General features: G+C 39.4%; 14 protein-coding genes. 12 read left to right on the top strand and 2 right to left on the bottom strand.

Annotation, left to right across the window (positions count from 1 at the left end; genetic code table 11):
- Position 1 precedes the first annotated feature (1 nt).
- From uvrA to whiA, 4 genes are all read left to right on the top strand, one after another.
- Entirely contained in the window at positions 2–2890 is a 2889-nt protein-coding gene (uvrA, locus tag FC84_RS07050; RefSeq protein ID WP_057757215.1) for an excinuclease ABC subunit UvrA, read from the top strand.
- Between the two features lie 145 nt (positions 2891–3035).
- The gene (gene rapZ, locus FC84_RS07045) at positions 3036–3926 is read left to right on the top strand and encodes an RNase adapter RapZ (RefSeq protein ID WP_057757213.1); all 891 of its coding nucleotides are present in this window, start codon (positions 3036–3038) and stop codon (positions 3924–3926) included.
- The gene (locus FC84_RS07040; RefSeq protein WP_057757211.1) at positions 3923–4942 is read left to right on the top strand and encodes a gluconeogenesis factor YvcK family protein; all 1020 of its coding nucleotides are present in this window, start codon (positions 3923–3925) and stop codon (positions 4940–4942) included. Before rapZ ends, FC84_RS07040 begins: the two co-directional genes overlap by 4 nt.
- A 12-nt stretch (positions 4943–4954) precedes the next feature.
- Positions 4955–5899, top strand: coding sequence for a DNA-binding protein WhiA (gene whiA / locus FC84_RS07035; protein ID WP_057757209.1), 945 nt, complete (start codon positions 4955–4957; stop codon positions 5897–5899).
- Between the two features lie 40 nt (positions 5900–5939).
- Here the strand turns inward: whiA and FC84_RS07030 are convergent, their stop codons facing one another.
- Complete coding sequence (locus FC84_RS07030; RefSeq protein WP_057757207.1) at positions 5940–6236, bottom strand: hypothetical protein; 297 nt, start codon at positions 6234–6236, stop codon at positions 5940–5942.
- Between the two features lie 180 nt (positions 6237–6416).
- Here FC84_RS07030 and FC84_RS07025 point away from each other — a divergent pair, with 180 nt between their 5' ends.
- The 5 genes from FC84_RS07025 to FC84_RS07005 all read left to right on the top strand — a co-directional run bounded on the left by FC84_RS07025 (position 6417) and on the right by FC84_RS07005 (position 12688).
- A complete protein-coding gene (locus FC84_RS07025) occupies positions 6417–7595 on the top strand; it encodes a thiolase family protein (RefSeq protein ID WP_057757205.1) in 1179 nt (392 codons plus the stop codon).
- Complete coding sequence (locus FC84_RS07020; RefSeq protein ID WP_057757203.1) at positions 7595–8866, top strand: hydroxymethylglutaryl-CoA reductase, degradative; 1272 nt, start codon at positions 7595–7597, stop codon at positions 8864–8866. The genes FC84_RS07025 and FC84_RS07020 overlap by 1 nt, the downstream gene beginning before the upstream one ends.
- A 4-nt stretch (positions 8867–8870) precedes the next feature.
- Entirely contained in the window at positions 8871–10037 is a 1167-nt protein-coding gene (locus FC84_RS07015; RefSeq protein WP_057757202.1) for a hydroxymethylglutaryl-CoA synthase, read from the top strand.
- A 30-nt stretch (positions 10038–10067) separates the two neighbouring features.
- Positions 10068–11060 carry an NAD(P)-dependent oxidoreductase gene (locus FC84_RS07010; RefSeq protein ID WP_057757200.1) on the top strand — a complete coding sequence of 331 codons (993 nt, stop codon included), beginning with the start codon at positions 10068–10070 and terminating at the stop codon, positions 11058–11060.
- Between the two features lie 878 nt (positions 11061–11938).
- On the top strand, positions 11939–12688 hold the full coding sequence (locus tag FC84_RS07005) for an epoxyqueuosine reductase QueH (protein ID WP_057757198.1): 750 nt from the start codon (positions 11939–11941) through the stop codon (positions 12686–12688).
- Positions 12689–12753: 65 nt separating this feature from the next.
- Here FC84_RS07005 and rpsN read toward each other — a convergent pair whose 3' ends face one another.
- Positions 12754–13023, bottom strand: a complete 270-nt coding sequence (gene rpsN, locus FC84_RS07000) for a 30S ribosomal protein S14 (protein ID WP_057757196.1) — start codon at positions 13021–13023, stop codon at positions 12754–12756.
- A gap of 252 nt (positions 13024–13275) precedes the next feature.
- Between rpsN and liaX the strand changes: the two genes are divergently transcribed.
- The 3 genes from liaX to FC84_RS06985 all read left to right on the top strand — a co-directional run bounded on the left by liaX (position 13276) and on the right by FC84_RS06985 (position 15518).
- On the top strand, positions 13276–14781 hold the full coding sequence (gene liaX, locus FC84_RS06995; RefSeq protein ID WP_057757194.1) for a daptomycin-sensing surface protein LiaX: 1506 nt from the start codon (positions 13276–13278) through the stop codon (positions 14779–14781).
- A gap of 88 nt (positions 14782–14869) precedes the next feature.
- Positions 14870–15118, top strand: coding sequence for a PspC domain-containing protein (locus FC84_RS06990; protein ID WP_057757192.1), 249 nt, complete (start codon positions 14870–14872; stop codon positions 15116–15118).
- 19 nt (positions 15119–15137) lie between these two features.
- Positions 15138–15518, top strand: a complete 381-nt coding sequence (locus tag FC84_RS06985; protein WP_057757190.1) for a hypothetical protein — start codon at positions 15138–15140, stop codon at positions 15516–15518.
- Positions 15519–15565 lie beyond the last annotated feature (47 nt).

Here is a 15565-nt window from a genome sequence, read left to right as displayed (position 1 = left end):
TTTGCCAAATGATAAAATAGTGATTCACGGTGCGCGAGCACACAATTTAAAGAATATTGACGTGACGATTCCCCGGGATAAATTAGTCGTAATGACCGGTTTATCCGGTTCTGGAAAGAGTTCGTTGGCTTTTGATACGTTATATGCAGAAGGGCAACGCCGTTATGTAGAAAGTTTATCGGCGTATGCACGTCAATTCTTGGGGCAGATGGATAAACCTGACGTTGACTCGATTGACGGTTTAAGCCCAGCCATTTCAATTGATCAAAAAACAACCTCGAAAAATCCCCGCTCGACTGTTGGTACAGTCACAGAAATCAATGACTATTTACGTTTATTGTGGGCCCGAGTTGGTACGCCAATTTGCCCTAATGATGGTACGGTCATTTCGAGTCAGTCGGTGGATCAAATGACGGATAAAGTTCTTAGTTTACCAGAAAGAACTAAAATTCAGATTTTTGCACCAATTGTACGTGCTAAAAAAGGTCAACATAAAAAAGCTTTTGAAAAGATTCAACGTGAAGGCTATGTGCGGATGCGTGTTGACGGCGAGATGCACGAAATTACGGATGAGATTGAGTTAGATAAGAACAAGAAACATGATATCGATATTGTGATTGATCGTTTAGTCGTTAAAGACGGCATTCGTTCACGTTTGTTTGATTCACTTGAAGCGGCGTTGCGCTTATCTGATGGTTACGCTAACGTTGATGTTATTGGCGGCGAGATGCTGGTTTTCTCTGAACATTACGCTTGTCCATTGTGTGGCTTTACTGTTGGCGAAATGGAGCCGCGCCTATTTTCATTTAACGCGCCGTTTGGTGCCTGTCCAGACTGTGATGGGCTTGGCGTTAAGCTGGAAGTCGATCTTGACTTAGTCGTGCCAGATCCTTCGCTAACCCTAAATGAGGGTGCTTTAGCGCCTTGGAATCCCATTAGTTCGCAATACTATCCAGAGTTACTAGCACAAGCAGCTCATGCCTTTAAGATCAATATGGACAAACCTTTCAACAAGTTAACAGAACGCCAACGCAATATTGTTTTATATGGGAATGGCGATAAGAAGTTTCATTTCCACTATGAAAATGATTTTGGCGGCGTTCGCGATGTTGATGTTGAGTTTGAAGGCGTGATTACTAATGTTAAACGCCGTTATAAAGAAACGAATAGTGATTTCACACGTCAAACGATGCGGCAGTATATGACGGAATTAACTTGCGAAACTTGCCATGGGGCACGTTTAAATCCGCAAGCTTTAGCCGTTAAGGTTAGTGGCAAAAATATTGCGGAAGTTTCCGACTATGCGGTTAAGGATGCCTTACCGTTTTTCAAAGAAGTAACGTTATCGGAACAAAATACGACGATTGCCAAACCAATCTTAAAAGAAGTGAAGGATCGGCTATCATTCTTGATGAATGTTGGCTTGGATTATCTGACGCTATCACGTGCTGCTGCTACTTTATCCGGTGGTGAAGCACAACGAATTCGCTTAGCAACCCAAATCGGTTCTAATCTTTCTGGCGTCATGTATATTCTTGATGAACCTTCCATTGGCTTGCATCAACGCGATAATGATCGCTTAATTGGATCATTGAAGAAAATGCGGGATCTTGGTAATACTTTAATTGTGGTCGAACATGATGAAGATACCATGCGTGCTGCTGATTATTTAATCGATATTGGCCCAGGCGCTGGTGAAAACGGAGGGCATGTCATGGCCGCCGGAACACCTGAAGAAGTGGCGGCTAATCCTAAGTCATTAACTGGTCGGTATTTGGCTGGCAAGGAATTTATTCCCGTACCATTAAAACGCCGTAAAGGTAACGGCAAGTCGATTAAAATCGTCGGTGCTGCCGAACATAACCTGAAAGATATTGACGTCAGTTTTCCACTGGGTAAGTTTGATGTTGTGACCGGTGTTTCTGGTTCAGGTAAATCGACCTTGGTTAACACAATTTTGAAACGCGTCTTGGCCCAGAAACTTAATCACAATTCTGAAAAGCCCGGTAAGTATCAGAAAATTGTAGGTTGGCAAAATATTGATCGCTTGATTGATATTGACCAAAGTCCAATTGGCCGGACACCACGTAGTAATCCGGCGACTTATACTGGTGTTTTTGATGATGTGCGTGGCCTATTTGCACAAACGAACGAAGCTAAGTTACGTGGTTATACTAAAGGTCGCTTTAGTTTCAACGTTAAAGGTGGTCGTTGTGAAGCTTGTAAAGGCGATGGCATTATTAAGATTGAGATGAACTTCCTGCCTGATGTTTATGTACCTTGCGAAGTTTGTCATGGCACTCGTTATAACTCAGAAACTTTGGAAGTAACTTATAAGAATAAGAATATCTCTGATGTTTTGCATATGACAGTTGCAGAAGCTTTGGACTTTTTTGCGGCTATTCCAAAAATTCGTCGTAAACTACAAACCATTGTTGATGTTGGCTTGGGCTATGTTCAACTTGGACAGCCAGCTACCACGTTATCTGGTGGTGAGGCTCAACGAATGAAGCTAGCCTCTGAACTGCATAAACAATCCGTTGGTCATAATTTGTATATTTTGGATGAACCAACTACCGGGTTGCATGCTGATGATATCAAGCGTTTATTACAAGTGTTAAATCGGTTAGTTGATGATGGCAATACTGTTTTAATTATTGAGCATAATTTAGATGTGATTAAAACAGCTGATCACTTAATTGATCTTGGTCCAGAAGGCGGTGAAGGTGGCGGTTATATCGTCGCTACTGGAACACCTGAAGAATTAGCGGAAGTTAAGGAAAGTTATACCGGTCAATACTTAAAAACAATTCTTGACCGCGACCGTCAACGCACTTTAGCAGAAAAAGAAGTGGAAATGAGCGCAGCGACAACTGAGACAGAAGAATAAATTTTAAAAGATATGACGTGCCAGCGTCATATCTTTTTTTAGCCAAAATTTGCGTTCAACGACTCTTAGTTGCTTTCCCTTGTAGACTAGGCTACAATGAAAAATGAAACGCCCGGATTGTTATGACTTATTAAGGAAGTGCTTTATGACAGCAGAAACTTTAAATTTGGTTATTATTACGGGAATGAGCGGTGCTGGTAAAACAGTAGCGATACAATCCTTCGAAGATCTCGGTTATTTCTGTGTGGACAATATGCCACCTAACTTATTACCGAAGTTCTGGGAATTATTAAAAGAATCAGGCAAGGTTACTAAGATAGCCTTAGTCATTGACCTGCGTTCAAGAGCTTTTTATGACGAAATTATTAATATGTTATCTGGCTTGGAGAATACGAATTTTGTCACCACTAAAATTCTATTCTTGGATGCTTCCGATGAAGAATTAGTGAGCCGTTATAAGGAAACACGGCGTTCACACCCATTAGCGATGGAAGGTCGATTAATGGATGGTATTACTAAAGAACGGACGTTAATGCAAGAAATGCGTAATCGGGCCCAACTGATGATCGACACCACGAATTTATCACCCCGGCAATTACGTGAAGAAATTTTTGAAAACTTTAAAACTCAAGATGCTCCAACTTTCCATATTGAGGCAATGTCCTTTGGTTTTAAATACGGCCTACCAATTGATGCTGATATTGTGATGGATGTGCGCTTCTTGCCGAATCCTTACTATATTCCGGAGTTTAAACCTAAAACAGGTTTAGATGAGGACGTGGCTGATTACGTCTTTAGTCAACCAACGAGTGAAACTTTCTATCAAGAATTACTGACAATGTTGAAAACTGCCTTACCAGGTTATGTTAAAGAAGGTAAGACTAGTTTAACAATCGCTATTGGGTGCACAGGTGGTCAACATCGTTCAGTCGCTTTTGCACAACGCATTGGTGAGGACTTAGCTAAATTAGATTATCCGGTGGATATTACGCACCGTGATTTAAATAAGCGTAAAGAGACGGTAAATCGCTCATGACAACAGATAATAAAATTGTCCGTGTGATTAAAGGACGTCGGCCTAAAGTAGTCGTTATTGGTGGTGGTACTGGTTTACCAGTTATTTTAGGTAGTTTACGCGCACAAAATGCTAACGTTACCGCAATTGTGACCGTGGCTGATGATGGTGGTTCTTCAGGTATTATTCGCAATTATATTAACGTGGTGCCACCGGGTGATATTCGTAATGTGATTGTTTCCTTATCAGATGCCGATCCAGAATTTCTAGATGTGCTGCAATATCGCTTTGACAGTAAAGACTCTTTTTTTGCAGGACATGCGATTGGTAATTTAATTATTGCGGCACTAACGGAAATGCAAGGTAACATTTTTGACGCTGTCCAGACACTATCGCAAATGATGGCAGTCGATGGCCATGTTTATCCTGCTTCTAATGAACCTTTGACCCTTAATGCAGAGTTTGAAGATGGGTCAATCGTGTCTGGTGAAACGGAGATTTCTGGTGAGCGTAAACAGATCAAACGTGTTTGGGTCACAGATACAGATACGCCCGATGAGGAACCAACGGCTGTTCAACCTGTTTTAGAGGCGATTGCGGAAGCAGATGTGATTGTTTTAGGACCAGGTAGCTTGTTTACCAGTATTTTGCCGAACTTAATGATTAAAAATCTTGGTGAAGCTGTTCGTCAAAGTAATGCTGAACTAATTTATATTTGTAATATTATGACGCAAAAAGGTGAAACGGAACATTTTACTGATGCAGAGCATGTTCGTGTCATTAATGAACATCTTGGTGGTCAATATGTCGACACCGTTTTAGTCAATATTGGCAAAGTGCCTGATAATTTCCTTGATTATCAAAAATACGATGAATATTTAACCCAGGTTAAACATGACTTTAATGGGCTCCAAGCGCAATGTCGTTGTGTGATTTCAGATGATTTCCTTTCGCTACATGACCATGGTGTTTTTCATGATGGGGATAAGGTGGCAACGGAAATCCTGAATCGGGCCTTTCAACATACTAGGAAGTAAGGATTTGAGTAAATGGCGTCATACGCAAGTGATGTAAAAAAAGAACTGACGCAATTGGAAGTTCATCCGGCCCATGCTCGCGCAGAATTAGCGGCGCTATTACGCATGAATGGCGCATTATCTTTAACCAATCATCAATTTATTTTAAACGTTCAAACAGAAAATCCCGCGACAGCACGGCGAATTTATTCGCTATTGAAGCAGGTTTATCAGATTGAAGCCGAGCTTTCTGTCCAACGTAAAATGAAATTGAAAAAAAACAATCAATATATTGTTCGAGTATTGCGACAAACAATGATGGTCTTACAAGACCTGGATATTATGAATGCTGAAGAATACACGATTAAGCCTAATATCCCTGATTGGATTATGAATGACACTGAATTAAGTCGTTCTTATTTGCGCGGTGCATTTCTAGCAGGCGGTAGTGTTAATAATCCGGAGACAAGTCGTTATCATTTAGAGATCTATTCATTATATGAAACACATAACGCCGATATTCTTAAATTGATGAATGACTTTGAACTCCATGCTAAAACTTCAGAGCGGCGCAGTGGCTATATTAGTTATTTGAAAGAAGCAGAACGGATCGCTGATTTCTTACAGGTAATTGGTGCGACCAACGCGATGTTGAAATTTGAGGATATTCGGATTGTCCGCGATATGCGCAATTCAGTTAATCGTTTGGTTAATTGCGAAACAGCCAATATGAATAAAACAATTGATGCAGCAGCTAAACAAATTGAGAATATTAAATATTTAGAAGCCACAGTTGGTTTTGAAAGTTTACCAGCTAAGTTACGCGAGATTGCTGAGCTCCGTTTAGCCTATCCTGATAAAACTTTAAGTGAACTTGGTCAATTAGTTCCTAGTGGCCCAATTTCTAAATCAGGAATTAACCATCGATTGCGTAAATTAAATGAACTCGCAGAAAAGCGGCAACAAGCCTCTGCCTAATAAAAAATCCTGACAATTTTACGTCAGGATTTTTTATTGGTTAATTTAACCAAGCTTTACCATCTGCCAGTTTAAAGCCGAAGACAGGTCGTGGTTGTTCGTTAATTTGTAAATAAATAGGTAATTGGCGATATTCTGGTTTATTTAATAATACAAAGAGTTCCCACTGACACAATGACTTTCCGCCTGTGCTGGTGGTAAAAATTAAGCTAGGTTGTTGGTTTATTTCGATTGTTTGGGGTAATAGTAGACGATAAGTTATCTCATTATTTTTAAAGAAAAAAGGTGTTTGTTTAGCAACATCACTGATTAACTGGAGAAAATCTAACACTAACAAGTTATCACCTCATAATTTTTTTATTACTCATCTCATAGTGTGAAAGTTATAATATTATTTTAAAATCAAGCGCAATTTAAGACAAAAATATTTTTTTCAGTTATTCTATAGGCTAACAGTTTTATTTTGACCGGTAAAGTTACGTCATCATATATTTCAAAGTTAAGGGAGATTCGTTATTTGGAAAAAGTTGTCATTGTAGCGGCCAAACGTACAGCAATTGGTAAGTATTTAGGCCAGTTTAAGGATGTTTCCGCTGTTGAACTCGGCGTTGCTTGTTTGAAAGGGCTGTTGTCTGAAGTTAACGGTGCAGCCGAACAAGTTCAACAAGTCTTACTCGGTAATGTTTACAGTGCTGGCTTAGGCCAAAACCCTGCCCGGCAAGTTGCTATTTTAAGTGGTTTACAAAATTCAGTGACGGCAACAACAATTAATGATGTCTGTGGCTCGAGTTTAAAAGCCTTGCATTTTGGCCAACAAGCACTACAACTTGGTGAAGTACAGGCAGTTGTTGTCGGCGGGATTGAGAGTATGTCTAATACGCCGTTATTATTACAGCGCCCCGCCAAAAAGCAACCTATTGATCGTGAAGGTGAATTGAAAGATAGTCTTTTTAATGATGGTTTAACGGATGCTTTAACTGGTGAAGGAATGGGCGTTCAAGTTGAACGGATTGCCCAACAAGAGGGCATTACGCGGCAACAACAAGATGAATTCGCCTTGAAATCTCAGCAAAAAGCAGCTCAAGCGTCAGCTAACCAAGCTTTTGCTCCAGAGATTGTCCCAGTAGTTGTTAATGGTGTTGAGGTTGTAAAAGATGAGGCTATTCGTCCTAATACCACATTAGCTGGTTTAGCAGGATTAAAACCCGCTTTTGCTGCAGACGGAACGATTACTGCAGGAAACGCTTCACCACTTAATGATGGGGCAAGCATGGTTCTATTAGCAACTGAAGAATTTGCGAAACAACAGCAGTGGCCAATTTTAGCGTATGTTAAAGAGTTTGCTGAAGTTGGTACAAGTTCTGAATTGTTTGGGATTACGCCTATCGCTGCTGTTCAACAAGTTTTAGCCAATGCTCAATTAACGATGGGGCAAATTGATGTTGTTGAGCTAAATGAGGCCTTTGCAGCCCAAGCCTTGATTGTACAACAAACTTTACAAATCCCTGAGGAAAAGTTAAATCCGTTTGGCGGTGCAACAGCATTGGGCCATCCTTTGGCTGCCACAGGAACACGAATGGTCACGACACTACTTAATATTATGCAGCAGCAACAGCTAAACAACGGAATAGCGACTTTATGTATTGGCGGCGGCCAAGGTATTGCGCTGCGTCTTAGTCGAGAAGGGTTAGCCTAATGAAGTTTTATGAATTGTCGCGTCAAGAACGGTTAGCTCAATTACAGCAGCAAGGTATTTTATCTGCTACTAGCAGTGAATACTTGTTGAACAAACCGGCATTAAGCGACCAAGTACTTAGTGCTATGGTTGAAAATAATTTAGGTCAATTTAATTTACCTTTTGGCGTAGCTGATAATTTTGTGATTGACGGTCAATCATATTTAATTCCGATGGTAACTGAGGAACCATCAATCATTGCCGCAGCCAGTAATGGTGCCAAGCGGGTAGCAGCTGGCGGTGGTTTTACAACCACGGTTAAAGAACGCTTGCTAAAAGCCCAAGTCATCATTGCCAACGTTACTGACTTTGCTGATTTTACGGCGCGATTTAATGAAATTGCCGATCATCTTAAGCAGGTAGCCAATGATGCCCATCCTAGTATTGTTAGACGTGGCGGTGGCCTACATCATTTTTCGATCAACCAAGTTGGTTCAAAGTTTGTTGAAGTTGAATTGTGGATTGATCCAGTAGCAGCTTTTGGTGCGAATTTGGCAAATACCATTGCGGAAGCTGTTGCGCAATATTTGCAAACCAATATGCTCAATGATCAAGAGCTAATTACCGCAGCAATTTTAAGTAATAGTGGTCAAAAAATGCTGGCAAAAGTTACTTGTATGGTTCCCTTTGAAGCTCTTTCCACTAAAAAAATGAGTGGGCAACAGGTGGCCCAACGAATCGCAACTTTAAATGACTTTGCGCATTTAAACGCTGACCGAGGTGCAACTGAAAATAAAGGTATTTTGAATGGTGTTTTTGCCGTCGCTTTAGCCACAGGTAATGATATCCGCGCGCTTAGTGCGGCCACGGCGGCTTATTTAAACGCACAAAACCAAACCGTTTTGTCTACTTGGCAAGCTGATTTAAAAACACAAACTTTGCATGGCCGGTTAACATTTCCATTAACAATAGGTAGTGTTGGTGGAGCCATCAATTCGTTACCAGGTGCCCAGATTAGCTTAGAGATTTTGCAACAACCAACGGTTGAAAAACTAATGGGTATAATGGCTAGCGTTGGGTTAGCTAATAATTTGGCTGCTTTACGGGCACTAGTTACCAGTGGTATTCAAGCTGGTCATATGCGTTTGCAATCAGCCAACCTAGCCATTCAAGCTGGTGCAATTGGTTCAGAAATAGCAACTTTACAACAACAACTTAATCAAGCTAACCGGGCAGATCTCGCGTTAGCACAAGCATTGTTGCAACAATTACGTGATAAAAAAGGTGAATAAGAAAATGATTGAAAAGATAGGAATTGATAAGATCGGCTTTTATACGCCTGAATTTTATCTTGATTTAACTGAGTTAGCACATGAACGCGATGTGGATCCTAATAAGTTCAAAATCGGAATTGGTCAGGATGAACAAGCTGTTGTACCACTTGACCAAGATGTTGTGACTATGGCTGCCAATGCGGCCGTGAAGATTTTATCAGCTGATGATTTGGCTGAGATTGATGAAATTATTTTTGCAACTGAAAGTGGCATTGACCAATCCAAAGCTGGTGCATTATATGTGCAACGCTTGCTCGGAATTAATCCGCGTGCGCGTGCGCTGGAAGTTAAAGAAGCTTGTTACGGGGCAACGGCCGCTTTACAGACAGCCGTTGATCATCTTATTGCGCATGCTGATAGTCAAAAAGTATTAGTTTTAGGCTCAGATGTGGCTCGCTATGGGGTAGCCACTGCCGGAGAAGTCACTCAAGGTGCTGGTGCCGTAGCGATGCTTGTTACTCGCCAACCGAGAATTTTGGCATTAGAACGAACGAGTGCTTATTTTAGTGAGGATATTATGGACTTTTGGCGGCCTAATTATTCTGATACAGCTTTTGCTAAAGGCAAATATTCAACGGAGCAATATCTACGGTTCTTAGACTTGGTTTGGCATGATTATCAGGCGAAGACTTCTGCTGAATTGGCAGACTTTGCAGCGGTATTATTCCATATTCCTTATACCAAGTTGGGGCTTAAAGGATTACGCCAAATTAGTGCTGACAGTAATACTGAATTACAAGAATCCTTGTTAGCTCAATTTACTAAAGCCACGGTTTTTAATCGTCGCGTGGGTAATATTTACACTGGCTCCTTGTATTTGAGTTTATTATCGTTATTGCAAAATAGTGATTTGCCCGCTAACGCGCGGTTAGGCTTGTTCAGCTATGGTTCTGGTGCAGTTGGCGAGTTCTTTACTGGGACTTTACAACCTAGGTATCAAGATGTTAGTCAACAAGTGAATGTAGCTGAAATGCTAGATCAACGTCAAAAACTTTCTGTTAGTGAATATGAAACTTTCTTTAACCAAGCTTTACCAACTGATGGTAGTGAAATGGTGATTACGCCAATCTCAAAAAATGCCACTTTTTATTTGCAAGGCATGACCGATCATCAACGGCTTTATAAATAAAATTAGTTTAGATTTAGGAGGCGCCGAATTTTGAAAATAACAGCATTTGGTGTAAACAAAGAAGAAAAATATTATTTCGAAAAACTTGCTCAAACAAAAAATTTCGAATTAGTTCAAACCCCAGAATGGGTTACTGCTGATAACATTGAACTAGCTGCTGGTAGTGACGCGATTAGTACGATGCAAACAGGCGCTTATGACGAACCACTCTTTAAAAAAATGGCCGACTTGCAGATTCCTTTATTAGCTTTACGTAATGTTGGTACGGATAATATCGATTTTGCGGCTGCTCGTAAATATAATATTCAAATTAGTAATGTACCATCTTATTCACCTGCTACCATTGCAGAATTCGTGGTTATGACAATGCTCCGATTACTCCGGAAAACTAAGGAAATGGATCGTGCTATTGAAGCCGGTCAGTTAGTATCCGCCCAAAAAATGACCGGTCGAACTTTGCGTGATGAGACTGTTGGTGTTATTGGAACTGGTCATATTGGCTTTACGACCGCTGAATTATTGCATAATATGGGTGCTAAGATTATTGCTTTTGATGCTTTTCCTAAAAAAGATGCGCCTGATTGGCTGCAATATGTTGATTCTTTAGAAGACTTATTGAAGCAAGTTAGTCTGGTAACGTTACACGTTCCAGGCCTTAAAGAGAACGATCATCTATTAAATGCTGATCGCTTGGCACTGTTACCGCAAGATGCAATTGTTGTAAATACTGGTCGTGGCAATCTAATTGACACTGATGCTTTAATTGGCGAACTCCAAACGAAGCATTTGGCTGGTGCCGGAATCGATACTTTTGAATATGAAGCTGATATTGAACGAGAAATTCAAAGTGGTGAGCAACCACAAGAATCACACTATTTGGCCTTGCAAGAGATGGATAATGTGATTATCACACCACACATTGCTTATCATTCAATGAAGGCTGTTGAGAACATGGTTGGTATTTCGGTTGACAATATTTTTAGCTATGTTGAACAAGGTACAACGATTAATCCAGTTAAATAAATAAGTTCTTTGAAAAGCCGCTACATTGGCATTTGTAGCAGCTTTTTTTATGGTTAAAATGCAAATAAAAAATAATTAAAAGATTAAGGGCTTTTACTTGCAACCGATTACATTAGCTGTTACTATATACTTGTAAAGAGGAGCAGGTGCTCAGCTAGTCAACGATAGGATTATCGTCCTAGCAAATTAGAACTAGTGATCATTAGTCAAGTGATGCTCAATTCAGGCCAGAGTTGAGCGGTGCCAAGAGAGAATAACCTGTAGAGTTTAATGGACAGAACAGCAAGGTTCTCTAGATTTAAAGATTTAAGTGTTGCGATTAGCGTAAGCTTAAGTTTTAGCATTAACAGTTCGTTTGAGGTTTAGGATCCAACAGATCGTCAGTATCTAAGTAGATTTTGAATCAAGTAATAGGTGTTGGTAGTAAAATACCAACTATACTTTCCTCAGTAGTGGAAGGCTAAAGTAACAATCGGAAAAGCTGTGTGAAAAGCAGAATTCTGAGTTCAAAATAAAAATGTTGATGGAGGTGTATGTCTGAAGTTATTTAGACAACACAACCAAGCAGGAAGCAGTTTAGCAGCTACAATTAATAGCCGCCGATAATAGCGGAACGCAAATAAGCGAAAATTATGAATGCGAAGTAAACGAGCTTCTTGTCACAATTGAATAGCATGAGGTGTTAGATATTACGAAAGATATGAAAAATGCATCTAACTTCTCTTTACGCAACAAAAAGGCGACTTAGCTGGATACGGTTCAGCTAGGTCGTCTATTATTTTGTCTAAAATTTTCCAAAAATAAGATGAATGTACATGCTATAATAAATCAGCAAATTAATTTTAATACTGTAAGTAGAATCATGAGGTAAATATTCAATGTTAGAATACGCTAAAATTTCTAAAATGTTTGAAGCGGGTCAAAAGATTAATTATGATGTTGTACTACAAAAAGTGATCCAAGATTGGCAACGAGAAACTAAGCGACCTAGAATACTATTACATAGTTGCTGTGCACCGTGCAGTACTTATACATTAGAGTATTTAACGCAATTTGCAGACGTGACGGTTTATTATGATAATCCCAATATTCATCCACGAATGGAGTTTGAACGACGCAAATATGTTCAGCAGAAATTCATTACTGATTTTAATGCGCAGACAGGCAATCAGGTGACGTTTATTGGGGCTGAATATGAACCGGGTCAATGGCTTAGTGTTGTGAAAGATTTGAAGCAAGCGCCTGAAGGTGGTGCGCGCTGCACACTTTGTTACAGTTACCGTCTTGACCGTGTTGCTCAAAAGGCTCAAGCGTTAGGATTTGATTATTTCGGAAGCGCCTTAACTATTAGTCCACATAAAAATGCCCAAATAATTAATGAATTAGGTTTTGATATTCAACATATTTACAACGTTTCGTACTTACCCAGTGACTTTAAGAAACGTTCTGGATATTTACGCTCAATTGAAATGTGTCAAGAATATGATGTTTATCGGCAGTGTTATTGTGGCTGTTTATTTGCGGCTAAGCAACAAGGTGTGGACTTGAAGGCTGTTAATAAAGAAGCTACTGAATTTGTTCGCCAACATCAAGACGAAACATTCCCTGATATTCAATATAAAAATTAGTGGTCTAAATTAATCAAATAAAAACACGTCACTATCAATATTTATGATAGTGACGTGTTTTTTATTTACCAGCTTGCTTTTTTAACGCCGGGAATCTGGCCTAAGTGCGCTAGTTGACGGAAGTTAAGTCGAGACATTTTGAATTTACGCATGTAAGCATGAGGTCGACCGTCCAGTGCATCGCGATGATGAATTCGGGTTGGCGAGGCATTACGAGGCAATCTAGATAACCCAGCATAATCGTGCGCAGCGATTAATGCTTCGCGTTTAGCCGCATACTTGTTAACTGTGGCTTCAATTTTTAATTCTTTAGCAATTTTAGATTTTTTTGCCATAAATTCTCCTTCGATAATTTAGCTAGCAAAAACTTAAGTCAACAAACTTACAATAGTTTAGCATCTTATTGTTCTACTTACAATTAATAAGCTTGATGCAACTACAAAAAATTTGATGAAATTAACACTGAACAAATTATTCACCATAGACTGATGTTAAAATCCACCCAAAGGCCTATGACTATTTAACTTGAAGCAGTCATAATAGTATTTGTAATCGAGATATATCAAGACCAATGGAGGTTAAATATCATGAACGAACGTGAACGAATTTTAGAATTAGTTAAAAAAGGCGTGATCACTTCCGAAGAAGGATTAGTCTTATTAGAAAATTTAGCTAAGAAAAAAGAAGCGACAACTAACACACAAGATTATTCAACTAAACAAACAACTGAAACAGATGATTTTTCAGATAACCAAGCAACATCTACTGACGACGATGAAGCACAACGCTTAAACGAATATGAAACTCAATTAAGTGATTTAAAAGCTGAATTAGCTCAATATAATGATCAATTAGCAGAAACTCAAACGAAGATTGCTGCCGTTCAACGTCAAATTGACCGTGATCAAGAACACATTACAGTGATTGATGCGATGGAAGACTTGGATAGTTTAACTGAAGAAAAGGTTCAAGAACGAACTGAAGCTAAAGGCCGCGTCGTTGAACTACAACAAACGGTAGAAAACTTGGAATTAACCCAAGATGAATTGCGTGAAAAGATTAGTGAGTTAAATAAACAAATCGGTAAGTTAACCCGTGACCGGATCAAAGAAAACATTCATTTTGATGAGTTACGTGATAACACAGCTTCAACTTTTAACGATTTTGGCGAAAAGATGTCAGACTTTGGCAGCCAATTAGGTAGTTTCGTTAAAAATACCGTTAAGAGTGTTGTCGATAACATTGATTGGAACGATGTTACGATTAAAGTCCCTGGAATTGTTTCTTCAAGTTTCAAGCATGATTTTGTTTTTGAAGATGCGACAGCTTCAATTCTTGACATCAAAAACGCCAATGGTCAGGTTAAGTTGACCTCTTGGGACAACGATGATATTAAAGTAGCTGCCAATATTAAATTATTCGGACGGATGGATGAAGCAGAACCGCTAGATTCATTTACTCGCCGCAGCCATATTGAAGTAACCGCTGATCGTTTTATTTTCCAAGTCCCTAATAAACGCGTTCAAGCCGATTTAGAAATCTTCTTGCCTGAACGAACTTATGATCACGTAACGATGAACTTGTTAAACGGCAATATTGAAATGACCAATTTCAATGGTAAAGATATCTATTTAAAGACCACTAACGGCCAAACCTATCTTAACCAAGTGACAGCAACAATGATTGAAGTTGAGGGAGTTAACGGTTCGGTTGAATTATTAGACAGTCATTTACGAGAAGCCTTATTTAGTACAGTGAATGGCAATATTAAAGTGGATGCCAACGTGCAAGCAAGTGATTTGTCAACGGTCAATGGTAATGTACGTGCCACGATGCATAACGCCGATTTACATCGTTTAGATGCATCTTCTGTGCATGGCGATGTTAAAACAGCAGTTGAATCAACACTAGATTTTCACGGCAGTGCTAAGACACGGTTAGGGGCAGTCAACACACGTAATCATGATTTAGAGATCATGGATCAGAAGTCAACAACTGGACATCGCGTTGACTTTAAGCGGGGCGAAACTGAAGGTGCTAGTTTACATTTAAATAGCACTTCTGGTTCAATCTATTTGAAGGATAACCAATAGACAAGTTAAAATAACTGTCAAGACCACGATGTGGGGATCAGCAGTTTAAAAAGTCTAGTTTTAAAAAAGATAATTGGAGGAGTTTGACATGAATAAACGTTTACGTCGTTCAACAACAGATCGCAAATTAGCAGGGGTAGCCGGTGGTTTAGGCGAATTTTTCGGAATTGATGCAACGATTATCCGCATTATTTTTGCTTTTCTGGCCGTATTTGGTGGTACAGGTATCGTTGCTTATATTATCTTATGGATTTTAATGCCAGAAGGTTCAAGCAGCGATCGTAATTTTGGTTCTAATAGTAAGAACCATTCCAATGATAATTGGAGTAACTTTTAATCGATAAGAGGTGTTTTGATTGCCGTTTCTATTATTTTTACTTTTTGTACCGGTTTTATTAATTGTTGTATTTGCATTGCTTGCAGGAGCGGTAGGGCTCTTCTTCGGTTTATTGAAGTTTTTATTTCCGATCATTATTATTGCTGCATTAGTTAACTTATTTATGCGCGATGATCGCCATAAAGCAACACAAAGCAGAGCACAATCGCGTTATCAACGTCAACAATATCGTCAAAGTTATCGCGATGCACGGACAGGACGTAAAGAGATCCATGATGCCCGCGAGGACGATGTTGTCAATAATTATCAGAATCAAGTTAATCAAAAGACACAATCAGAAAATACAGAAAATCCAAATCATGATTACAACAATGATAATGATGAATGGAGCGACTTTTAAAAATAGCTGATATTGCTTAGGGGGATAAAACTTTGAGTGCACAAGCC

Source organism: Lapidilactobacillus dextrinicus DSM 20335 (assembly GCF_001436095.1).
GTDB lineage: Bacteria > Bacillota > Bacilli > Lactobacillales > Lactobacillaceae > Lapidilactobacillus > Lapidilactobacillus dextrinicus.
The sequence above is the reverse complement of the archived record's forward strand: the minus strand, read 5'-3'. Positions and strand labels throughout refer to the sequence as shown.

Bases quoted from the DNA above. Each gene is read 5' to 3' on its own strand.
- FC84_RS07040 (WP_057757211.1), top strand. From the start codon at position 3,923: ATGACAACAGATAATAAAATTGTCCGTGTGATTAAAGGACGTCGGCCT.
- rapZ (WP_057757213.1), top strand. From the start codon at position 3,036: ATGACAGCAGAAACTTTAAATTTGGTTATTATTACGGGAATGAGCGGT.
- FC84_RS07020 (WP_057757203.1), top strand. From the start codon at position 7,595: ATGAAGTTTTATGAATTGTCGCGTCAAGAACGGTTAGCTCAATTACAG.
- rpsN (WP_057757196.1), bottom strand. From the start codon at position 13,023: ATGGCAAAAAAATCTAAAATTGCTAAAGAATTAAAAATTGAAGCCACA.
- FC84_RS06990 (WP_057757192.1), top strand. From the start codon at position 14,870: ATGAATAAACGTTTACGTCGTTCAACAACAGATCGCAAATTAGCAGGG.
- whiA (WP_057757209.1), top strand. From the start codon at position 4,955: ATGGCGTCATACGCAAGTGATGTAAAAAAAGAACTGACGCAATTGGAA.
- liaX (WP_057757194.1), top strand. From the start codon at position 13,276: ATGAACGAACGTGAACGAATTTTAGAATTAGTTAAAAAAGGCGTGATC.
- FC84_RS07015 (WP_057757202.1), top strand. From the start codon at position 8,871: ATGATTGAAAAGATAGGAATTGATAAGATCGGCTTTTATACGCCTGAA.
- FC84_RS07005 (WP_057757198.1), top strand. From the start codon at position 11,939: ATGTTAGAATACGCTAAAATTTCTAAAATGTTTGAAGCGGGTCAAAAG.